The organism is Halodesulfovibrio oceani subsp. galateae, assembly GCF_055397225.1.
The window spans coordinates 3625821-3648690 of the sequence record NZ_AP042453.1; the positions used below are offsets into that span (position 1 = coordinate 3625821).

At 46.8% G+C, this 22870-nt stretch carries 18 protein-coding genes; 12 read left to right on the top strand and 6 right to left on the bottom strand.

Going from position 1 to position 22870, the window contains the following annotated elements; all coding sequences use genetic code 11:
* The first annotated feature begins 40 nt into the window (after positions 1-40).
* Positions 41-1747, top strand: a complete 1707-nt coding sequence (locus tag ACZ5V1_RS15910) for a Na+/H+ antiporter NhaC family protein (protein ID WP_464389679.1) — start codon at positions 41-43, stop codon at positions 1745-1747.
* 600 nt (positions 1748-2347) lie between these two features.
* Here the strand turns inward: ACZ5V1_RS15910 and ACZ5V1_RS15915 are convergent.
* Together ACZ5V1_RS15915 and ACZ5V1_RS15920 are read right to left on the bottom strand one after the other, a co-directional pair.
* Complete coding sequence (locus ACZ5V1_RS15915) at positions 2348-3997, bottom strand: AMP-binding protein (protein WP_464389680.1); 1650 nt, start codon at positions 3995-3997, stop codon at positions 2348-2350.
* A gap of 8 nt (positions 3998-4005) precedes the next feature.
* Positions 4006-4575: a cupin domain-containing protein gene (locus ACZ5V1_RS15920; RefSeq protein ID WP_464389681.1), complete on the bottom strand. Its 570-nt coding sequence runs from the start codon at positions 4573-4575 to the stop codon at positions 4006-4008.
* 238 nt (positions 4576-4813) lie between these two features.
* Between ACZ5V1_RS15920 and hypF the strand changes: the two genes are divergently transcribed.
* Positions 4814-7150, top strand: coding sequence for a carbamoyltransferase HypF (gene hypF / locus ACZ5V1_RS15925; protein WP_464389682.1), 2337 nt, complete (start codon positions 4814-4816; stop codon positions 7148-7150).
* 387 nt (positions 7151-7537) lie between these two features.
* Here hypF and cobT read toward each other — a convergent pair whose 3' ends face one another.
* Positions 7538-8683 carry a nicotinate-nucleotide--dimethylbenzimidazole phosphoribosyltransferase gene (cobT, locus tag ACZ5V1_RS15930; protein ID WP_464389683.1) on the bottom strand — a complete coding sequence of 382 codons (1146 nt, stop codon included), beginning with the start codon at positions 8681-8683 and terminating at the stop codon, positions 7538-7540.
* Between the two features lie 158 nt (positions 8684-8841).
* Between cobT and ACZ5V1_RS15935 the strand changes: the two genes are divergently transcribed.
* From ACZ5V1_RS15935 to ilvD, 8 genes are all read left to right on the top strand, one after another.
* Positions 8842-10197 carry a trypsin-like peptidase domain-containing protein gene (locus ACZ5V1_RS15935; RefSeq protein ID WP_464389684.1) on the top strand — a complete coding sequence of 452 codons (1356 nt, stop codon included), beginning with the start codon at positions 8842-8844 and terminating at the stop codon, positions 10195-10197.
* A gap of 209 nt (positions 10198-10406) precedes the next feature.
* Positions 10407-10595 carry a ferredoxin gene (locus ACZ5V1_RS15940; RefSeq protein WP_160713187.1) on the top strand — a complete coding sequence of 63 codons (189 nt, stop codon included), beginning with the start codon at positions 10407-10409 and terminating at the stop codon, positions 10593-10595.
* A 374-nt stretch (positions 10596-10969) separates the two neighbouring features.
* A complete protein-coding gene (locus ACZ5V1_RS15945; protein ID WP_464389685.1) occupies positions 10970-11641 on the top strand; it encodes a YkgJ family cysteine cluster protein in 672 nt (223 codons plus the stop codon).
* Positions 11641-12030: a hypothetical protein gene (locus ACZ5V1_RS15950; RefSeq protein ID WP_464389686.1), complete on the top strand. Its 390-nt coding sequence runs from the start codon at positions 11641-11643 to the stop codon at positions 12028-12030. Before ACZ5V1_RS15945 ends, ACZ5V1_RS15950 begins: the two co-directional genes overlap by 1 nt.
* Complete coding sequence (locus tag ACZ5V1_RS15955; RefSeq protein ID WP_464389687.1) at positions 12020-12652, top strand: tetratricopeptide repeat protein; 633 nt, start codon at positions 12020-12022, stop codon at positions 12650-12652. The genes ACZ5V1_RS15950 and ACZ5V1_RS15955 overlap by 11 nt, the downstream gene beginning before the upstream one ends.
* A gap of 423 nt (positions 12653-13075) precedes the next feature.
* Positions 13076-13783 carry a cell division ATP-binding protein FtsE gene (gene ftsE / locus ACZ5V1_RS15960; protein WP_464389688.1) on the top strand — a complete coding sequence of 236 codons (708 nt, stop codon included), beginning with the start codon at positions 13076-13078 and terminating at the stop codon, positions 13781-13783.
* The gene (locus ACZ5V1_RS15965) at positions 13783-14655 is read left to right on the top strand and encodes a cell division protein FtsX (RefSeq protein ID WP_464389689.1); all 873 of its coding nucleotides are present in this window, start codon (positions 13783-13785) and stop codon (positions 14653-14655) included. The genes ftsE and ACZ5V1_RS15965 overlap by 1 nt, the downstream gene beginning before the upstream one ends.
* Positions 14656-14718: 63 nt before the next feature.
* Positions 14719-16386: a dihydroxy-acid dehydratase gene (gene ilvD, locus ACZ5V1_RS15970; protein WP_464389690.1), complete on the top strand. Its 1668-nt coding sequence runs from the start codon at positions 14719-14721 to the stop codon at positions 16384-16386.
* Positions 16387-17591: 1205 nt separating this feature from the next.
* Here ilvD and ACZ5V1_RS15975 read toward each other — a convergent pair.
* From ACZ5V1_RS15975 to ACZ5V1_RS15985, 3 genes are all read right to left on the bottom strand, one after another.
* Positions 17592-18878, bottom strand: a complete 1287-nt coding sequence (locus tag ACZ5V1_RS15975) for a TRAP transporter large permease (protein WP_464389691.1) — start codon at positions 18876-18878, stop codon at positions 17592-17594.
* Complete coding sequence (locus ACZ5V1_RS15980) at positions 18879-19436, bottom strand: TRAP transporter small permease (RefSeq protein WP_464389692.1); 558 nt, start codon at positions 19434-19436, stop codon at positions 18879-18881.
* Positions 19437-19784: 348 nt separating this feature from the next.
* Positions 19785-20762 carry a DctP family TRAP transporter solute-binding subunit gene (locus ACZ5V1_RS15985; RefSeq protein WP_464389693.1) on the bottom strand — a complete coding sequence of 326 codons (978 nt, stop codon included), beginning with the start codon at positions 20760-20762 and terminating at the stop codon, positions 19785-19787.
* 419 nt (positions 20763-21181) lie between these two features.
* Between ACZ5V1_RS15985 and ACZ5V1_RS15990 the strand changes: the two genes are divergently transcribed.
* Entirely contained in the window at positions 21182-22177 is a 996-nt protein-coding gene (locus tag ACZ5V1_RS15990; protein WP_464389694.1) for a MerR family transcriptional regulator, read from the top strand.
* A gap of 254 nt (positions 22178-22431) precedes the next feature.
* Positions 22432-22860: an MOSC domain-containing protein gene (locus ACZ5V1_RS15995; protein ID WP_160713209.1), complete on the top strand. Its 429-nt coding sequence runs from the start codon at positions 22432-22434 to the stop codon at positions 22858-22860.
* The last annotated feature ends 10 nt before the right edge of the window (positions 22861-22870 follow it).

A 22870-nucleotide genomic window follows, 5' to 3' on the forward strand; every position in this document is an offset into this window, starting at 1 on the left:
GAACTACGCAAAAGAGAGCAATAATCAGGAGAGAGTGATTATGAGATTAAGACATTTGTTGCTACTGCTTTCTGCAGTAGGAATTCTTTTTGTTACAGCACCAGCATTTGCTGCTGACTCAAGCAAAGGCGCTGCTAACTCACAACTTTTTGGATTTTGGACATTGGTTCCGCCGCTGGTAGCAATCATCCTTGCATTTATCAGCCGTAACGTAGTGTTGTCCTTATTCCTCGGTGTATTTTCCGGCGCAATGATGCTTGAAACCAAAGGCATGGACATTTACCACGGCCTGCTTGGTTCCTTTCAGCGTGTTTCCCTCGAAATTCTTGGCTCATTAGCTGATTCATGGAACGCTGGTATCGTACTCCAGTGTCTTGCAATCGGTGGTCTTATTGCGGTTGTATCCAAAATGGGTGGTACACTCGCAGTAGCAGAGGCGCTTGCTAAAAAAGCAAAAGGCCCTCGTAGTGCCCAGTTCTTCACATGGGTTATGGGTTTGGTTATCTTCTTTGATGACTACGCAAACTCACTGACCGTTGGTCCTATCATGCGTCCGGTTACTGACCGTATGCGCGTATCCCGCGAAAAGCTTGCATTCATCATTGATGCAACAGCAGCTCCAATCGCCGGTATCGCACTTATTTCTACTTGGGTTGCGTACGAAATTGGTCTTATCAAAGACGGCTTCGAACAGATTGGTATTCAGATGAACGCATACGGTGCATTCGTTGAAACCATCCCATACCGCTTCTACAACATCTTTATTCTGTTCTTCGTACTCGCAGGCATTATGCTGCTCCGCGAATACGGCCCTATGTATAAAGCTGAAGTACGCGCACGTAAGCACGGAAAAGTGCTTGCTGATAACGCAAGCCCAATGGCTTCTGAAGAAACAACTCAGCTCGAACCGGGCTCACACGTTGTTCCTTCCATCTGGAATGCAATCATTCCAATCGGTACTCTTATTGTAGCTGCTTTCCTCGGATTCTACTTCAACGGTCTCAGCGCTCTTGATAACGCTGAGCTGCTCGCAAAAATCGACGCTGCTCCGTTTAGCTTCTTCGCTATTCGTGAATGCTTTGGTGCTTCCGATGCATCCGTTGTTCTGTTCCAGGCTGCACTGCTTGCCGGTATCGTTGCGATGACCATGGGTATCTGCAAGAAAGTGTTCAGCATTGAAGAAGCAATTACGACTTGGGTTCTGGGTATCAAATCCATGACCATTACCGCTGTTATCCTGCTCCTCGCATGGTCCCTTTCCGGTATCATCAAAGAGCTCGGTACTGCTATGTGGCTCGTAAGCGTATTGTCTGACACATTGCCTGCATTCATGCTGCCGTCCATTATCTTCATCCTCGGTTCTGTCATCTCCTTTGCGACAGGAACCTCTTACGGCACAATGGGTATTCTTATGCCGCTGGCTATTCCGCTGGCGTGGGCTATCAACCCGGATCAGGCTTACCTGCTCCTCAACATCAGTGCAGTGCTTACTGGTGCTATCTTCGGTGACCATTGTTCGCCTATTTCAGATACCACCATTCTGTCCTCCATGGGTTCCGCATGTGACCATATCGATCACGTTCGTACCCAGCTGACATACGCAGTGTCCGTAGGTGCAGTATCCATCCTCTTCGGCTTCCTGCCAGCAGGTCTCGGCCTCTCCCCGATGATTACTCTGCCAGTAGGTCTCATCGCTGTAGTTGGTATGCTTTTCCTCTTCGGTAAACGCCTGCCAGACGCAAGCTAGTAAAGCTTGCTACTAGAATACACAAAAAGCCCTCAGCTGTTGCTGAGGGCTTTTTTTATGCTTGTTTGCTATGGGGTACTGCGTGCCTATGGCGTGTCGGCGACGCCTTTTTTTGTCTCCGACGGTTGCCTCCGGCGGCTGGGCTGGAAACTTTGCAAGTTTCCCCCCAGACCCCCCTTCAAACTTTTTATTATGCGAAAAGTGCACGTCGATTAATTTCTCACGCGGCTTAACGCCACTGACTTGAGTAAATAAAGGGCTGTCCTACATAAATAGGCCAGCCCTTTTCTTACTCAACCTCGCAGCTTATGCATCACAATCTTGCGAAAATGAAAAGGGCAGCCTCTCTATGTGGTTTAATCCTTTTTAGACTCAAGTCAGTGGCGTTAAGCCGCGAGAGAACATTATCAACTGATCCTTTTCGCATAGTAAAAGTTTTAGGAAGGGGGTCTGGGGGAGAACCCTTTTCCAAAAGGGTTTCTCCCAGCCGCCGGAGGCTCGTCGGAGACAAAAAAAGCGTCGCAGACCACCACAGAGGCAAACATCAGAAACAAAAAAAGGGTGAAGCCGGAGCTTCACCCTTTCATTCGTAACTTGTTGTTATCGAACTTCGCCAAAATACTTTTGGTAATCTTCGCGAAGCTTAAATTTCTGAATCTTGCCAGAGGCGGTCATCGGATATTCGTCGATAGATGTGATGTAGCGTGGAACTTTGTGCCATGCGATTTTTCCGCGGCAGTAGTCGCGTACATCTTCTGGTGCGAGGTCGTAGCCTTCTTTGTTGATAATAAAGGCAGCAACTTCTTCACCGTATTTGCGGCTTGGGATACCGACAACCTGAATGTCATGTACGCCGTCCATGCCGTAAAGGAATTCTTCAATCTCACGTGGGTAGATGTTTTCACCACCACGGATGATCATGTCCTTGATACGTCCTGTGATGACAACGTAGCCGTCTTCATCCATTACACCGAGATCGCCTGAGTGCAGCCAGTTATCGGTATCGATTGCTGCTTCTGTTGCTTCCGGCATTGCGTAGTAGCCTTTCATGACGTTGTAGCCACGGCAGACAACTTCGCCCTGCGTTCCGCTTGGGCATTCTTCACCGGTTTCCGGATCAACAACACGTACTTCGATGCCCGGCATTTTTTTACCGACACTCTGGGTACGACGTTCGAAGCTGTCATGCGGCAATGTTTGTGTCATTACCGGAGAGCCTTCTGTGAGACCGTAACAGATAGTTACTTCCGTCATGTTCATATCTTCGATAACGCGCTTCATCAGCGGCTCAGGGCAGATAGAACCTGCCATGATGCCTGTGCGGAGCGAAGAGTAATCGAACTTGGAGAACATTTTGTGCTCAAGTACTGCGAGGAACATTGTCGGTACGCCGTAAAGCGCTGTACAACGCTCCTGATCCACAGAAGCCATAATGTGTACTGGTGAAAAGTTTTCCAGAATTACAAGCGCTGCACCATGGTTTACGGCGGCGAGAACGCCGAGCACGCAACCAAAGCAGTGGAACAACGGCACAGGCAGACAAAGTCTGTCTTTGTGCGTAAAATTCTGGTTTTCACCAATCCAGTAGCCGTTAAGACCAATACCAACGTGTGTAAGCATTACCCCTTTAGGGAACCCTGTAGTACCGGAAGTGTACTGCATGTTCACTACATCGTATGGAGAAAGGGAATCCTGCCGTTCCTGATATTCGTCTTCGGATACCATAGCTTTCATCGCCATGATTTCTGGAATTGAGTACATGCCGCGGTGTTTTTCCACACCGAGGAACATAACGCGTTTCAGAGACGGAAGCTTGTCTACTTTAAGCTTGCCGCGTGACTGATTACGTAATTCCGGAATCATGTCGTAAATAGTCTGAACAAAGTCATGATCGCGATAGCCGTCCATAATGAACAGGTTTTCGCATTCAGACTGAGATAGCAGGTATTCTAGTTCGCTTTTACGGTAGTTGGTATTCACGGTTAGTAGGATGGCACCAATTTTTGCTGTAGCAAACTGTAGTGCAACCCAGTAGGGGACGTTTGTTGCCCAAACGGCAACTTTTTCGCCCCGCTGGACACCAAGAGCCATAAGCCCTTGCGCCAGATCATCAACCACCTTGCCAAATTCTTTGTAGGACTGACGATAGTCACGGTCTACGTATACAACAGCATCGTTTTCTGGATACTTTGCAACGGTGTCATCAAGAATCTGACCAAGGGTCTTTTCGCGAAGTTCGAATGCTTGCATGGAATTTCCTAGTCAGGGTAGTAGATTACTGCGTAGATTTCAGCTTCTTCACCATCTGCCGCACCTACGTAATGCGGAACGATGGAGTTGAAATAGGCACTGTCGCCTGCTTCAAGAATGTGTTCCTCTTTTCCATAGCGGATAAGCAACTTGCCGGAAGTAACGACGATAAACTCTTCACCCTGATGGGAAGAAATTTTACGGTCTTCATCGCTTTCCGGAGTAATATGAATGAAGAAAGGCTCCATATTACGGTCAGTTTTGCCTTTACCCAAAGAATGGAACAGGAAGCTTGGGCTCTTGTCGCCAGCTTTTTGCATAGTAAGATCTGTTTCGCGACAGGCTTTACGTACAATTAGTGGATCAACAGAAATTTCATCGTCCATAAATGTGCCGAGGCGAACGCCGAGAGCACGAGCAATTTTCTGTAACGGTGCGATGGAAGGGTACAAATCTTCTTCTTCCAATGCTGTTACAAATAATTCAGTCAAATCAGCCTGTTCAGCAAGCTCTGCACGGCTCAAGCCACGCTCTTCCCTAAACTTGCGAATGCGATTTCCTAATTTTTCAGTCGCCATAGTTTCTCCATACTACAAAATTGTTCAAATAAGAGTTACAGGTATCCGACGTTACAAGAATATTCAAGTGTTCAAAGGCTATGAATACTGCTTATCTGCTGTTTCTTGCTGCTGGTGTAGTGCTATCGTAAATTATTGTAGCAAGTTATTCTTAGCGTGTATTTTAGCAAAATTGTAATCATGATATTTGCTTACCCCCTTCCCTTTTCTCTCCCTTGTATTTGCGGTATGGTTTTGTATGACTCATCGTGTACGCCGCAAGCGCTATATCATTACTGGTCAGGTTCAGGGTGTTGGGTTTCGTCCGTTCGTGTATCGAATTGCCTTGGGTAACAAGGTTACTGGCACTGTAAGTAATACTTCTGACGGAGTGTTCATTGAGGTGCAGGGGGATGAAGAAACACTAGCTGGTTTCGCATTCGACTTGGTAGACAAACTGCCGCCACTGGCGGAAGTTACCTCTAAAACAGAGGATGAACTTCCGGTTGTAGACGGTGAAACAGATTTCACAATTTTGGCAAGCGAAGGCAAAAAGGGCAACCGTGTCCTTATCAGTGCCGACGTTGCCACCTGCGATGATTGCCTGCGCGACATGTCCGATCCGGACAATCGCAGGTATGAATATCCCTTTACCAACTGTACCAACTGCGGGCCGCGTTACACTATCACAAAATCTATCCCTTACGATAGAGCCAAGACGTCTATGTCTTGTTTCCCATTGTGTCCTGACTGCAAAACGGAATACGAAGATCCGCTGGATAGACGCTTTCATGCGCAGCCTAATGCCTGTGATGTTTGCGGCCCTTATGTGTGGCTGACAACACCTGATGGTGTTGAACAATGTCGCGGCACAGAGGCTATCAAACAGACTGCTGAAGCTTTGGCAAAAGGCGAAATTGCTGCTGTTAAAGGGCTAGGCGGGTTTCATCTCGTTTGTATGGCAACTGGCAATCAGGGGCAGCAGGCAATTGAAACCTTGCGTACTCGCAAAAATCGCTGGGGCAAGCCGCTTGCTGTTATGGCAAAAGATATTGAAACAGCCCGCGCTATAGCAGACCTCACAGAGGAAGAAGAAAAGCTGCTGCTCACAAAAGAGCGTCCGATTGTTCTCTGTAAACAACGCAACGACTCTACGCTTGCAGAAGTTCTTAATCCCGGGACGCAGTACGTAGGCATCATGCTTCCGTATACGCCGCTTCACCACATCCTTTTCAAATACTTTGCGCAGCAGACAACTGAACTGCCTGTTCTCGTCATGACATCCGGTAACATGAGCAGCGAGCCAATCGCACTCGGTAACCGTGAAGCGCTCAAACGTCTGCATGCTCTTGCGGACGTGTTCCTGCTGCATAATCGAGACATCCTCGTACGTGTTGATGACTCCGTTGTCCGCGTTCAAAAAGATACAGGCAAACCACAATTTTTTCGACGTGCCAGAGGTTTTGCTCCGCGCCCAGTCTTTATGGCAGATAAAGCACCATCAGTTCTTGGCGTAGGCCCTGAACTGAAAAATACGCTTTGTTACACTCGAGGCAATGAAGCATTCGTGTCGCAGCACATTGGCGACATGCAAAATCTGGAAGTCTACTCTTTCTACGAAGAGATAGCCGAATTTCTGCCGCAAACCCTTGAGGTAACCGTCGAGGCAGTTGTTCATGACCTGCATCCCGATTACATGACAACTCGCTTTGCCCGCGAATACGGCAAGTCACACAACATCCCTGTGCTCGGGCTTCAGCACCACGCAGCGCACATATATAGTGTACTGGCAGAAAATAAATTTATCGGAACTGCCCTTGGGCTTGCGTTAGACGGTACCGGCTACGGTGAAGACGGAACCATCTGGGGTGGCGAACTTCTAAGCGTTAACAAACAGTCATTAGAGCACAACAGGCTTGGCAGATTGTCGCATATTCCGCTTCCCGGTGGTGAAACAGCCATCCGTGAACCTTGGCGTATTGCACAAGGTATCCTCTGGAACGCCGGAATTACAATCAGCGACAAAGAATGGACATGGCAGAATCAGTTCAGCCAGCAGTCCCAATTCTTACCGCAGCTGCTAGAGCGCAACATTAATACGCCGCTCACTTCCTCCTGTGGACGCTTATTCGATGCAGTTTCCGCCATGCTCGGCATTTGTCATGACGTAACCTACGAAGGTGAAGCAGCAATTCTCCTAGAGGACGCGCAAGACCTCACCGTGACAGAAGCCTACGAGTGCCCGCTCATTAAACATGATGGTCTCATTGAATTAGACAGCCAATCTTTGTTCCTTCAGTGCTATCAAGACTGGCAGCAGGGCATAGAACAAGGCATCATCGCCAGAAAATTTCATCTTGGACTCGTTCAAGGTTGTGCACAGCTTGCAGCACACGCAGCAAGCACCACCGGAATCGACGTCATAGCTCTTTCGGGCGGAGTCATGCAAAGTTTCACCATCGGCACTGAGTTGCCTAAAGCGCTCGCCGCGCTAGGGCTTACCGTTATTCAGCATACGCAGTTGCCACCAAACGACGGGTGCATATCACTCGGACAGGCCGCCTACGGCAGGCAATGGCTACTTAATCAAAGTTAGTGCGCTAGGAATCTGACGTTTTGTTATTTTGCCTCCGGCGGCTGGGCTGGAAACTTTGCAAGTTTCCCCCCAGACCCCCCTTCAAACTTTTTATTATGCGATGAACGCTCGTCAATAGATTTCGTACGCGGCTTAATCCCACTGACTTGAACAAAAAAAGGGCTGTCCTACATAAATAGGACAGCCCTTCTCATTTTCGAAAGGTAGTGATGCATAAGCCGCGAGGCTGCATAAACAATAAGCTTGCCTCGCAGATAAAAGTTTTAGGAGATTCTTAAGAAGCCCTTTTTCAAAAGGGTTCTTAAGCCGCCGGAGGCAAGCCCCGCAGGGTAGCCAAAGGCATCCCGCTGATAAGCGCCGCCAGAGGCTCGTTGAAGACAGCTCTAACTATAAATTGTCAGGCGGCTCTACATCGGCGTCACTGTACGTGGTCATTTGATTGTAGGTGTTGCAGGCACAGCGCATGAGGAACAGCGCGAGCGGCACGCCGCTGCCTTCGCCGAGTCGTAGGCCGAGATCATGAAGCGGATCGATATCGAGCTTGGCGAGAATTTGTTTGTGTCCTGCTTCGGCTGATGCGTGAGAGAAGAATGTGTAGTCTTTGATTGTCGGGCAAAGCTTCCATGCTGCTGTGTATGCTGCTGTTGCTATGAACCCGTCGAGGAGTACGAGCTGATTGTTTGCTGCTCCGCCGAGGATGAGCCCTGCGAGGGCGGCAATTTCGTAACCACCGAGGGTTGCGAGGATGTCTACAGTATCGCCGGATTCTATTGTGGCTGAATGTAGAGAGAGCGCGCGTTCGATGACATGGGTTTTGCGTGTGACGCCTTCGGGATCAAGACCGCCGCCGGCACCTGTGATGTCTTGCGGGTGAAGATTCAGGTAGGCACAGTAGAGGGCTGTCGACGGGGTGGTGTTTGATACCCCCATTTCGCCGGTACCAATGGCAGGGCAACCTTCTGCGAGTGCTTTGTTTGCCAGAGTGGCACCGATGAGCAGCGCTCGTAGACACATTTCACGGTTCATAGCTGGTGCTTTTGCGATGTTTTGTGTGCCCTGAGCAATTTTGCATTGGATGAGTGACGGGTGGTTTGGGTAATCGCCACCTTTTGAGGCGAGATCGACTACACAGAGCTCGGCACCGGCAGTGTTTGCCAGTACGTTGATGCCTGCACCGCCGTCACAGAAATTTTGTACCATCTGGCGCGTCACATCTTGGGTGAAGGCTGAGACGCCTTCTTCATTTACGCCGTGGTCACCGGCTATGGCGTATATGCGTAACGGATCAGCGGCGATGCCCAGCGTCTTGTTTTGAATGCAGCACATGCGAACGGCGAGTTCTTCTAATTTGCCAAGGCTGCCTATGGGCTTTGTGAGATGATCAAGACGGTGGTTTGCTGCTGGACGCAGCGTGTCAGAAACCGGCTTGATTTTTTGGAGAAGATCACGCAGCAAAGCTTCATTTTCTGCGGTGTTTTCGTAGGTAGAAACAGGTTCAACCTTGAAAGTGTGATCCGATAAAGACGGTGTCATGAAATCTCCTGAAATAATGGCAAAATTATAAGCCGGAATAGTCTGTTGTGGTGACTTTATGCATGATGGCTATGGCTTTTTTACCCAGACGTACTTACAGTCTGTGTACCTGAACGCCAGTTTACTATTAACTACCAAGAACGGGATAAAGGTATCTGATGCGCCGAATCTTCGCAATCCTCCTTATAATCATGCTTAGCTCAAGTGTTGCATTTGCTCAGAATAATTACACAAAGTTAAAGACTGAAGGCAGTGTTCGTATCACTCCTGTTGTGTCGGCTGTGCAAAGAGCCGCTCCTGCTGTTGTAAGTATCAGCACAGACAGGATTGTTGAACGCGCTGTAAATCCTTTTGCAAATTTATTGCCTCGTAATCCGCTGTTTGATGAATTTTTTCAGCGGGGGCAGGGGCGACGGAAGGTAAAAGAACAGACTCTTGGCTCCGGTGTAATTATTGATTCAAAAAAAGCGATTGTATTAACCAACGCACACGTTATTCAGGGCGCAGCACAGATTAATGTTACGTTGCTTGATGGTCGTACGTTTACTGCTAGCATGATTGGTTCTGATCCGGACTTTGATCTTGCGGTTTTAAAGCTCGATAAAGCTTCTGACTTGCCAGCATTACCAATGGGGCAGTCTGATGACTTGATGCCCGGTGAAACGGTAATTGCTATCGGCAACCCGCTTGGATTTAGCCACACCGTGACGACCGGCGTTATTTCTGCGTTGGATCGTTCTATTAAAACGGGTAACGCTACCATTACGGATCTTATCCAGATTGATGCTGCCATTAATCCGGGAAACAGCGGCGGCCCGTTAATCAACCTTGCTGGAGAGCTGGTGGGGATTAACACAGCAATGTTGCGTCAGGCTGCAAATATTGGATTCTCTATCCCTATAGATAAGGCGCGCAGAGCAGTAACGGAACTGCTGGAAACGGGGCACATTGTTCCTGTGTGGCTTGGGCTTTCCGGTCAAAATTTGGATGAAAACACTGCTGCATGGTTACGCTTGTCATCCACAAAGGGGCTGCTTGTAACATCTGTTTTTGATGGAACTCCTGCTGCTGATGCTGGAATTAAATCTGGCGACACAATAATTGAAGTAAATGACAAGTTGGTGACAGACCACAGGCACTATGTGCAGTTACTGAAGAATATGACGAAGGGCGAAGCTGTAAATCTCACGTATATGCGTGATGGTGAACCTGTGACAATTGAATTGCGAACTGCGCCATATTCCGAAGCGTTCGCTGCAAGACAATTGCGCGGGCGATGGGGACTTTCGCTGCGAAAAGGACAAACATATTTAGTTATTGAATCAATTCGCAAAGGTAGCCCTGCTGCAAAGCTTGGACTACAGGCGGGAGACCTGCTTGTGAACATCAGCGGGAAAAAAATTACGAGTATGAAAGCACTATATCAGGTGTTCTTTACTCACAGGCTGGATTCATCGCTCATTCTTTTTGTCGCGAGGGATGGTAAAGGCTACCGTGTGCGTATGGATATATAGAGCTATAATTACTGGAAATGTTAAATAGTGTGCGATATTTACATAAAAAAAACTGCAAAGAGTGAAGATAATGTTTTTCAGGTCTTGACACTGATGACAGGACAGGGCTAATTGCAGGTTTCGATGAGATTAACGCACCAAACCTAGTCGCTAGGTGTTGATGCTTTTATTACGGTTCATCTGAACCAAATCAAACCTGGAGGATTACCATGGGTTATAATGTAACTGTTGATACAGAAAAATGTACTGGCGACGCAGAATGCGTAGACGTATGTCCAGTTGAAGTTTTTGAAATGCAGGACGGCAAAGCAGCACCAGCTAACGCTGACGAATGTCTTGGCTGTGAATCCTGTGTTGAAGTTTGTGAAGCAGACGCTATCGTTGTTGAAGAAATGTAATTCAACACGTGCGTTTTTTCGCATGCTTTGATTTTTGAACCGGACAGTGGGCAATCTCGCTGTCCGGTTTCATATATGGGTAGGCTAATCTCCCCGTATATTAGCTGTAAATTGTTCAGTGATCTTTTAGAGCAAAAAATTACTTCCTGCTGTAACTGTTGGTATTCAACGCATCGCCGCAAATTTTTTTATTCTCCTGCTGTTCTTCCCTTGCCAGTTGTACATTTCGTTACTAATGATTTGTAGCAGACAGGTGCAAGGTTGCGAGTGCCTGTTTCAATATCACTTAGAAATTTATTGCTCCAATCATTGATGTATAAAAAGCTACCAAATCGGGACACTTAGCAAGTCTACGGGGGGTAGGGAGTTTTCTGATGAAGCTGGATTTTTCTGAATTTTTTGCACAATACGAGGCACTTGTAGCCGAAGTAGATACTGTTTTTAATCGTGTAGCCGACATGCACGGCGACTGTATTAGCTGTGACTCCGGTTGTAGCGACTGTTGTCATGCGTTGTTTGACATAAGCCTGATCGAAGCGCTGTACATAAATCACAAATTTCTCGAACAGTATCCGTTTGGTGAACTGCGCTCCAACATCGTTGAAGCTGCTAACACCGCGGACCGTTTGATCTACAAACGTAAGCGCCAATTGTACCGCGATTCCATGAATGGTGTTGAGCCTCGTGAATTACTCGAAGCGATGGCTAAAGAGCGTATTCGTTGTCCACTGTTGAACAGTGAAGACAAATGTACCATGTACGACGCTCGTCCTATTACATGTCGTTTATACGGTATTCCTACCAATATCGGCGGCAAAGCGCATACTTGCGGACTTTCAAAATTTGAAGCCGGCAAACCGTACCCTACTGTATCTTTAGATACTATTCAGGACCGTCTTGCAAAAATCAGCCTTGAGCTGTGCAAAGCGATTAAGTCCAACTACACCGAATTGCCGGGCGTATTTGTTCCTGTGTCAATGGCGCTGATTACAAACTACAATGAAGAGTTTCTTGGTCTTAAAGAACCTAAGAAAAAGGACAAGTAATGAGTATTTCTGCGAGCATGTACCGTACTGGTGCAGAGCACGAATTGACACCGGAAGAGGAAAAACAGAAGCGGTTCATGTACGAAAAGATGGCGCCTCGTCGTCGTAAGTTTATTGACCGCATCGGATATGATAATTGGGATCCATTTCCAAAACCGAACGATCCTATGGATTTGCGTATGGATATTTCCAAGCGCACCACTCAGCAGCTCGTTCGCGAGTTTCTCCAGTCTCATAGAGGCAATTATTCCAATGACTACGGTCGCGGCGCATTAGAAACAGCCGTCGGCATTGTCAATAAGGATGAGAAGTACCGCGGCATTTTCGACTTCTGCGTTTGGTATTACAACCTCTTGATTGAAGAAGGGCATATAGATCATGACGAATAAAGAATTCGCAAGTATCGAAGAATACGTTGCATTTTTACGTACAGAGATTGATGAGAACCCAGAATGTGCTAACCACCATTACAACCTTGGTGTAGCACTTCTTTCAGCTCGTGACTGGAGCGGTGCAGAGGCTGCATTCCTTGAATGTGTTCGTAACTCAAGCCGTTTTGCCGAAGCTTACATCCAGCTTGGTGGTATCTGCATGCAGCGTAACGACCTTGACGGTTGTATGCAGTACAACAAAGAAGCTGCACAGTGCCGTGCTAAATTCCCAGTGCCTTGGGCAAACATGGCATTTGTTCACATTCAGCAGGGTGACGCTGAAGAAGCAATTAAATGCGCTACAAAAGCACTTAAATGGGATGCTGACTTTGTTCAGGCTCAGGTTACCATTGCTTCTGCGCATTACATGCTTGGCGAACTCGATGAGAGTGAAAAAATTTCCAAAAAAACAATCGCCAGCTACCCTGCGTTTGCACCTGCGTACAACAACCTTGCTCTCGTAGCTCTTGAGCGTGAAGATTTCGCTGTTGCTATTGAAAACGTAGATAAAGCTGTTGAACTCGGCTTTGAAGTTGACCCTAACTTCCTCGCTGAACTTGCTCCGCATCGCGAAGCATAAACAACAATAGAGTCTGGTTACTTTTGTGGCCACAGACTTCTAGTTGCAGCAAAGCCCGCTTATTTAGCTGTGGCATTGTGCATTATTTGAAAAGTAAAAGGCTGTCCTTTATATAAAGGACAGCCTTTTTTTATGGTTCAGCATAGTTAGAGATCAAAAAAACGAAGTAATCTGAAAAAAAATAATTATATTTCTGGTCGTAGTAGCAACTATATGAATAGATACGACTGGTTGGCGAGAATTACGTATTGTCAGGCATTGCGCTGTAATTTATTTTATGTTCCGCATTGTTCTAGCAGGTTGTCATTCCTTGAAAAGAACGCGACTAGTGCGTATCCTGCTCTGTCCGCGTGTTAATTTTGTTGATTTTTACATAATTGTATACAACAAATATCCATCAGCTTTTTACAAGGCAGGAGTGCTTTGCTTAACGTTACAAACTTATCGCATAATTTCGGACCGTACTGGGCGTTGAAAAACTGCTCCTTTTCATTGAAGAAGGGCGAGTTTCTTTTTCTCACTGGCTCATCCGGTGCTGGCAAAACCACGCTTTTGCGTTTGTTGTATGCCTCGCTTCCGGTTATGCGCGGTAACGTAAATGTTGCGGGGTATAATTTAAAATCGTTACCTCCGCGACAGATTCCCAACCTGCGCCGACAGGTGAGTGTTGTTTTTCAGGATTTTAAAATTCTGCCGTACCGCACCGTTTTCCAAAATGTAGCCATGGCGCTCGAAGTTCGAGGGTTTACTAAGGTTCATATTGATAGACGAGTACGCGCTGTTGTGCGCGGATTAGGGCTCGAACCACGCATTAACATGCTGTGCGGAGAGCTTTCCGGTGGCGAGCAGCAACGGGTTGCAGTTGCCCGCTCTGTTGTGGTTAACCCTAAGATTCTTCTTGCTGATGAACCGACAGGGAACCTTGATGAAGAGCTTGCAGCGCGCATGATGGGTATTTTTAAACAATTCCACATGCACGGAACAACCGTTGTGGTCGCAACACACAACAATGATCTTGTGCGAATGCATCCTGAGGCGCGACAACTCCGGTTGGAGCATGGTAAAATTGCTGCCGCAAACTGGCGCGGGGCAGAGATCTTTTCTGATAGTATTGCGGAGGAACACTTCTAATGCGTGTATTCTTCAAGCTTATTAGACAAGGTGTTCGTGATATCGCCCTGCATCCTTGGGCGCAGTTAATGACGCTGCTTGCCGTTACGTTTATTACTTTTCTTGCCGGACTCATGCTGCTTGGCGTGGGTAATCTGGATAACGAGTTACGTGTGACACGTGGTGAAATTGCCTTCCAGATGTATTGGAAAGAAGGTGCTTCGCCTAAACGGGTTCAAACAGCGTGGAAATCGCTCCACAAGATGGACGGTGTGACAAAGGTTCTTACCTACACGCCGAAAGAAGCGTTGAAAGATTTAAGTTCCACGTTCCCGAAAGGAAGCGCAGGAGTGTTGCTGGCAGATAATAGTCCGTTGCCGTACACGGCAGTGATAAAGTTTGCGCATCGCTCTGGCGATTTGACCGGATGGAAAGATACAACACTAGCTGAGTTGCAGCGTCTACCGGATGTTGAAACGGTTCGTTCCAGCAGCCTGAAAGACGAGGTAAGTCGCGCATGGCAAAAGATTTCCGGCACGGTAACAGTTCCGGTGTTGGTCTTTTTAGTGCTTATTCTTTCCATAGCGGTAGGGAACACCATGAAGCTTTCGCTCATCAGTAGACAAGATGAAATTGAAATACTCAAACTGGTGGGCGCCAAAAACTGGTATATTCGTACTCCGCTGTTAGTTGGCGGCGCACTGCTTGGCAGTGTTGGCGGTATGCTTGGTATTATGGGCTTATATGCAGCATGGTGGAATTTGAAAGATACGTTTAACTTTGCGCCACTCCACTGGGAACTCCACTTCCTGCCTGTAGATCAAGCATTATTACTGGTGCTTATACCGATGTGTGTCGGTTGTATCAGTAGCTGGGTTGCTGTACGTAACTAATGCTGTGCACTGTTGCAGCAGCAAATATTTCGACTGACCAGAAACACTACAGGAAGCTTAACTATGCGTAGTAAAAAAATGACAGGTGGCCTTGAAAAAGCGCCGCATCGCTCCTTACTGTATGCTCTCGGGCTTACACGCGAAGAAATTTCCCGCCCGTTAGTGGGTGTTGTTAACGCAGCCAACGAGGTGGTTCCCGGTCATATTCATCTGGATACCATCGCAAACGCTGTAAAAGCTGGAATTCGTGCTGCTGGCGGTACTCCTATGGAGTTCCCAGCCATCGCAGTCTGTGACGGCCTGGCAATGAACCACGAAGGTATGCGCTTCTCGCTGCCAAGTCGTGAACTCATCGCTGATTCTATTGAAATCATGGCAACTGCGCACCCGTTTGATGCCCTTGTGTTTATTCCTAACTGTGACAAATCCGTTCCGGGTATGCTTATGGCAATGCTGCGTATGAACGTTCCATCCGTACTTGTTAGCGGTGGACCAATGGCAGCAGGAACAACCAAAGGCGGCGGTGGTGCTGACCTCATCAACGTATTTGAAGGCGTTGGTAAAGTTAAGCTTGGTAAGATGACAGAAGAAGAGTTGGAAGACCTTTCCGAGACAGCATGTCCGGGCTGTGGTTCCTGTGCGGGTATGTTCACCGCAAACTCCATGAACTGTCTCTCAGAAACCATCGGTCTTGCTTTGCCGGGTAACGGAACAACTCCAGCAACATCTGCTGCGCGTATCCGTCTCGCAAAAACTGCCGGTTTCAAAGTTATGGAACTGCTCGAAAAGAACATTTGTCCTCGCGATATTGTGACAGAAGCATCCGTTTCCAACGCAATCACCGCAGATATGGCACTTGGTTGTTCCACTAACACCGTGCTGCATTTGCCAGCCGTGTTCGGTGAAGCAAACCTTGATATTTCACTCGAGCTCTTCGATAAGATCAGCAAAAAAACACCGAACCTCTGCAAGCTTTCTCCAGCAGGTGATCAGTACATTCAAGATCTCCACAGAGCCGGTGGTATCCCAGCTGTTCTTGCTGAACTGCGTAAAAAAGACGCACTCAATCTCGACGTAATGACCGTCACAGGCAAAACTCTTGGTGAAAACCTTACAGAGATGAATGCTACCAACTGTGATCCAACCGTCATTCGTCCAATCGAAGATCCATATTCCCAAGAAGGCGGCATCGCAATTCTTTACGGTTCCCTCGCTCCAGAAGGTGCCGTGGTTAAGCAGTCCGCAGTAGCACCGGAGATGATGGTACGCACCGCAAACGCACGCGTATTCAACTCCGAAGAAGATGCTTTTGAAGCCATCATGGGACAGAAAATTAATAAAAATGATGCAATCATTATCCGCTACGAAGGCCCTAAAGGCGGCCCTGGTATGCGCGAAATGTTGTCACCCACAGCCGCAATCGCCGGTATCGGACTTGGTTCCGACGTTGCGCTCATCACCGACGGTCGCTTCTCTGGCGGAACACGCGGTGCCGCAATCGGGCACGTTTCCCCAGAAGCAGCAGACGGTGGTCTCATCGCATTCGTAAATGAAGGCGACAAAATCGAGATCAATATTCCAGAGCGCAAACTCAATTTGCTCGTAGACGAAGCAACAATCGAAGAGCGCAAAAAAGGCTGGAAGCCGCTGGAAAAAGAAGTAACTTCGCCGTTGCTCAAGCGCTACAGCCGCATGGTTAAAAGTGCTTCTTCCGGTGCTGTATACAAATAAAAGTTTATTGAGGTTGGTATAAGTTTTTTGTATTGCCTCCGGCGACGCTTATCAGCGTGATGCCTTTGGCTACCCTGCGGGGCGTGCCTCCGGCGGCCAGAGAACCTTTTTGAAAAAAGGCTTCTCTGGACTCTCCAAAAACTTTTATCTGCGAGGTAAGCTTATTGTTTATGTAGCCTTGCGGCTTATGCCTCACTACCTTTTGCGAAATTGAGAAGGGCTGTCCTATATATGTGGGACAGCCCTTTTTTTGTTCAAATCGGTGGGGAAAGCGCGCAAAAGTGCAACTCATAAAAGCGTTAATAATAAAATTTACGTTAAGGGGGGAGATGTTCCCCCTTAACAAGATTCATTGACTCTCCAAAAACTTTTAACTGCGAGGTAAGCTTATTGCTTATGTAGCCTCGCGGCTTATGCCTAACTACCTTTTGCGAAATTGAGAAGGGCTGTCCTGTCTATGTAGGACAGCCCTTTTTTGTTCAAATCAGTGGGGACAGCGCGGAAAAGTGCAACTCATAAAAGTTGTTAATAATAAAATTTACGTTAAGGGGGGAGATGTTCCCCCTTAACAAGATTCATTGACTCTCCAAAAACTTTTATCTGTGAGGTAAGCTTATTGCTTATGTAGTCTCGCGGCTAATGCCTCACTACCTTTTGCAAAATTGAGAAGGGCTGTCCTATATATTTAGGCAGCTTTTTTTTGTTCAAGTCAGTGGGGTGAAGCGCGCAAAAGTGCAACTCATAAAAGTGTTAATAATAAAATTTACGTTAAGGGGGGAGATGTTCCGCCTTAACAAGATTCATTGACTCTCCAAAAAATTTTATCTGCGAGGTAAGCTTATTGCTTATGTAACCTCGCGGCTAATGCCTCACTACCTTTCAAAAGAATAGAGAAGAGCTGTCCTGTGTATGTAGGACAGCTCTTTTTTGTTCAAGTCAGTTTGGTTAAGCCGCGTGAAAGTGTAACTTAAAAAAGTTGATCGCAATAAAATCGCGGTCAAGGGGGCGTCCCCCTTGCGGGTACAGGGCAGAGCCCTTGTCCCTCGGAGAGCCGTCGGAGACAAAAAGCGTCGTAGACTTGCCGAAGGCAAACTTATTTATAGATGTTCGTAAAATGTTCCTAAAAATGTGCATAACTTTTGAAAATTGTGAACAAGTTAGCAACATATTAAGAACATGCTGTTGATAACTATCGTAACTTGCTTTTATTTAAAGAATAAACTTGGAAGATAGGTTGTTAATGGAGCCCAGAAAGTAATGAGGAGAAGATCAAGGAGCAGAACAACGAGGAAAGGAACAATTGCTTTGGCGAGTGTTCCTATTCGTGTGTGTGCTATGGAGCAGGCAACGATTGTGCATACCCCGAGTGGCGGCGTGAGCATGCCGATGGCAAGGTTCACTACTACTATTGCGCCAAGCTGGACGGGGTCGATACCGAGGGTTGGAAGCATGGGTACTAGAACTGGCACAAAGAGAATGAGTGCCGCGGTTGTTTCTAAAATTGTTCCTGCTATCAGGAGCAGCAGGTTGATGAGTAGGAGGAGAATTATCCGGTTGTCTGTGAGGGACAGAATTGAAGACGCTATTGAGGCTGGGATATCTTGAATTGCCATGTACCATGAGAAGATGGATGCGGCACAGATTATGAACATCACAACGCTTGAAGTAATGCTGGCGGATATGAACAGGTTCGGAAGGTCTTTTATGCTGAGTTCTTTGTGAATGAACATGCCGACGAAGAGAGCGTAGACAACAGCCACAGCGGCGGATTCTGTTGCTGTGAATACACCACCGAGTATGCCGCCGATTATGATGAATGGTGCCCCGAGTGCCCATATTGCAGAGGTAAATGCTTTGCTTGCGAGGGCTAGGGAGAAGGCACGCTTTGCGGTGGTCTCGGTTGTTTCTGTACGTTTTGCATTCCAGACACAAACGCCGATGAGACTGAGCCCCATGAGAATGCCGGGAAGAATGCCTGCGGCAAAAAGTTTTCCGATGGATGCGCCTGTGAGTACCCCGAAAATGATCATAGGGATGGACGGTGGAATGATGACACCGATGGAACCTGCGGCTGCTTGGACTGCACCGGAGAATGCAGGCGTGTAGCCTCGTCGTACCATTGAGGGAATGAGGATTGCGCCGACAGCTGCCGTATCTGCTGCGGCAGAGCCGGAAATTCCGGCAAAGAACATGGCGGATACAACGGAAACGGCTGCAAGTCCGCCGGACAGATGCCCGACAAGTGCATCTGCAAAATTAACGATTCGTTTCGATATGCCACCTGCGCCCATGAGCTGTCCTGCGATCATAAAAAGCGGTACAGCCATAAGTGGAAAAGAATCAGCTCCGGCGTATAGCCGCTGGGTGATGAGGATCATGTTCATATTACCATCAATGACGAAGGCAATAACCGCGCTTAATCCAACAGCGACAGCAATTGGTACATTAAGGCAAAAGAGAAGTATGAGTACGGCGAAGAGGAGGAGAGTCATTTATTTATTCTCCTCTTCTGGTGAGATTGCACAGCCAGAGTGTACAGTTTGAGAGAGGCTATCTGGATCTGGCTTAAATTCTAAAATTTCAAAAAAACAGGACAGGGAATGAACAAGCATGATTGTTCCGCTGATGGGAATAGCAAGGAACGGGATCATGCGTGAGATGCCGAGTGTTGCAGTTGTTTGGAATCTGAGGAACATTGCAAACTGAAACCCGTACCACATCATAACAAAGAAAAAGATTGAGCTGAGAACTTGCACGAGCAGTGCAGCGTTTTTGCGTCCTTTTTCTGTAAGATTACGCACCATAAAATCTAACCCAATATGCGCATGTGCTTTTAGCGCAACTGCTGCACCAAAAAATGTGAGCTGAATAAGCAGCACCCGCCCTAATTCCTCTGACCAGAACAGAGAGTTGTTAAGAACATAACGGAAGAAAACTTGCGAGGCTGTGACAACAGCCATGGCAATGCCGCATGTGCATAAAAGCCAGCGACAGGCAGTATCAAGGCCGTTACTTACAGCGGTAACAACAGAGGCAATGCTGCGGAGCATAAAGGGTGTCCATTTTATAATTGTGAGTAATAGATCATTTTCTCCTTTTTTACGCGTTATGCGCAAGGGAGAATTAATGAAATAAAGGGCCGTACAAGTGCACGGCCCGAATAGATTGAGATAAATCTGCACATTGCGTCGCACATTGAGAGCACTTGTTCCCGAACGGGGCGAAAGCTCACCTTCGGTTAGAAGGCGTTGCTGTGAAAAAGCCAAGCTCTTACATACGTTGATGATGCTTCATTTAGTTTTTTTCGTGCGCCGCTACACGACCTTTATTAATAAAGATCGGTTAGTTGTTGATGGATAAAAGCTGCACCGTGCATGTTTTATTTCAAAAATTAATTCTTACTGAGTGGCGTCGAGAAGTTTATCTAACAGGGCACGTGTTTTTGACTCTTTGTACATGTCCATGTCTTTCATAGGCTTTACCATCTCGCGGAAAGATTTCATGTCAGGGCTTTCGTCGATGATCATCCCTTTTTCTTTGAGAGTGGCAAGGTATTCTGCTTCTTTTTCGCGGTTTACTTTGCGTTGGTAGATTGCGGCATCACGCATGGCAGTTTCGAACATTGTCTGTGTTTCTTTTGGCAATGCTTCGAACCACTGAAGATTGGCAATGTCGATGTGAACTGAATATACATGTCCCGTTAGGGCGAGATATTTCTGCACTTCGTACAATTTGTATTCGTCAAATACCCACAATGGATTTTCCTGACCATCAATGGTTCCCTGCTGTAATTCGGAGTAAATAGGCCAGCCCATCGGGGTCGGGTTTGCATCAAGAGTGCGCCATAATTCTTTATGGAATGTTGACTGCATTACTCGTAGCTTCAGTCCTTTCACATCTTTCGCTGAATGAATTGCGCCGCGGTTATTGGAAAGATTACGAAAGCCATTTTCGGAGAACTGTAATCCTTTAAAACCGGCTTGCGCCAATGAATCGAGTGCTTCTTTGCCGACGGGACCGTCAAGAACACGGTCTGCTGTTTCGGAATCTTTAAACAGAAACGGGAATGCTATCGCTTTGATTTCGGGAACAAAGGTATCGAAAGGTCCAAGGGTGACGATTGCCATTTGAATTGCACCAAGCTGAACCTGCTGCAAAATTTCTGTTTCTTTTCCTAGAGAACCGGAGTGGTACAACTTAACGGTGTACTCACCGCTTGAACGCTTTTTGATCAGCTCTGCAAATTTTTCAGCCGCTACGTACTGTGCTGAACCGGGCTTCGTAACAACCGCAAGCTGTACTTGTGTTGCAGCTATTGCAGGAACTGCAAAACAGATTGCCGTGAGAACGAAAACAAAAAATTTTGTGAATTTCATGAGGTCTCCCAGTAACTTTTTGATATATAGAACAGCGTGCGTTGCCTGTTCGAAATTGTACCATATTGTACGTACTGAAACCAATACGGAACCGTTTTTGAGTAGACAGACGTTGTTATTTTGCAAAGAAAATGACAAAAAGCTGCGTAACGGTAGCTCGTTATTTATTGTAACAGAGGGGAATGTCAACAGCCCTTTTTTTTATGTGTAATTTTACGATAATGAATGCACGAAGTTACAGTAAACACTGTGTTCTCTAGATGTGTAGTGCGCAATATCTGTGCTGTTCGCTACCATGTAGACAAGGTCGCTACACGTTGAGTAAAGAATAGCTCCTGTTGTAGGTGGGGTGTTGCACTCTTTTTGTAAATAATTTATCGATTAGAGTACCGTTATACTACTGAAGTTGCGAGGAAAACATGAGCCAGATGCCTTTGACTCACAAGAGAATTGCCCGAATTTTGGGCGTCTCAGAGACAACTGTAAAAAGTTACAGACGTAAGTTTCCAGATTGCATTCCTGTGGCGAGCAAGGGAAAGCCGATTCAATTCACAGATGAGGCTCTTGAGGTGTGTCGCGCAATACGCGATTTGTTCAGCGCTGGACTTTCAATCGAAGAAACGCATCAGCGCCTTGCTGAGCTTTTTGACTTTATTGCTCCGCCGGTTTTTGAAGAGCCGGAAGAAGACAATGAAGTTGTAGAAGTCGTTTTGCCTGACGATTACAAGCAGGCAATGAGCAGTCTTGCGACAAGCATGGTGAATCTTTCCTTGAAACAGGAACAGATGCTTAAAAAAATGAGCTCCATAGAATCTCGTTTGCAGCAGCTTGGGCTTGCAGATGTGCGTACATCCGGCACAACATCATCTGATCCAGTACTTGCAGAACTTCGTGTATTAACGGAACGCACAGAAGCCTTATGGGATGCTATTTCCTGTACCGTTTCTGCTGACCCTACTATTCATTCAGATTGTACAGAACCTACCCCAAAGCTTGAGAGTCAGGTTCAGAAAGCAAAAGTGCACAGACTTGTTCCACTGCGCGAAGCTATTTCTCATGATCCGCCGCGTAAGATTCTTGCAATGCCGCTTCTTATTCAGGAACGGGAAGGCGAGTATACTCCACTACACGGGCGCGGTAACAGCCGAATTACTCTTAATGATTTGCGTGCTTCTTTGATGACGCATTTTGTTGAGGATGACTGCTACACAATTCATTGGTCTGAAAATAATTCCGGTTGGCAACTCGATTTGTTGCAGGAACGGGCGCATGTGCCGCATAATATTTGTCTAACCATGGCGCAAACATCCACACTGCGTGGTTCTGTTATGGTCATTAAAGATATGACCACGAACGGGCATGAAATTACCCCTGGCGCGTTGCAAGATTTTATTTCGGATGTCTATTCTCGCTAGAAAACTGCTCTGAATAAAAAATACTGATTTTATGTGAAGGCTAACTTGTTTTGCAAGTTGGCCTTTTTTGTTTCTCAAAGCTCATCTCGATTTTTTTAGAAAAAAATACTCAATAAATTAATGTAGCTACAGTTTGTTGTGCAAAGATGTACTCTAGAATTGAATGATGGTAGTACAGTGATAGCTTAGCGTATTCTAGTTATAACGTGCGGTATGCATTATTCCATTCTGATTAAGAATAACGGGGTATTGAGATGGGACAAGTTTTAGCTATTTGTGTGAGTAAGAAAAAAGGCGAGCAAAAGAAGCCTGTAGATTCTGCTGTGCTCATTGAAGAGCATGGCATTGAAGGCGATGCGCATGCAGGAAGTGGCAGGCAAGTTAGTTTGCTTGCTGTCGAGAGCGTGGACAAGATGCGCCATAAGCTTCCGACGCTGAAGGCTGGCGATTTTGCAGAAAATCTACTTGTGAGCGGATTTCCGATTACTTTTTTACGTGTCGGGTTGCAGTTTACAATCGGCTCTACATTGCTAGAACTGACCCAGATCGGAAAGAAGTGTCATTCTAAATGTGAAATTCATAAAGCTGTCGGTTTCTGTGTAATGCCGACCGAGGGGATTTTTGCACGAGTCCTTAAGGGCGGCGAGATTAAAACAGGCGATGAAATAACTCTTCTACCGTAACAAACTTTTT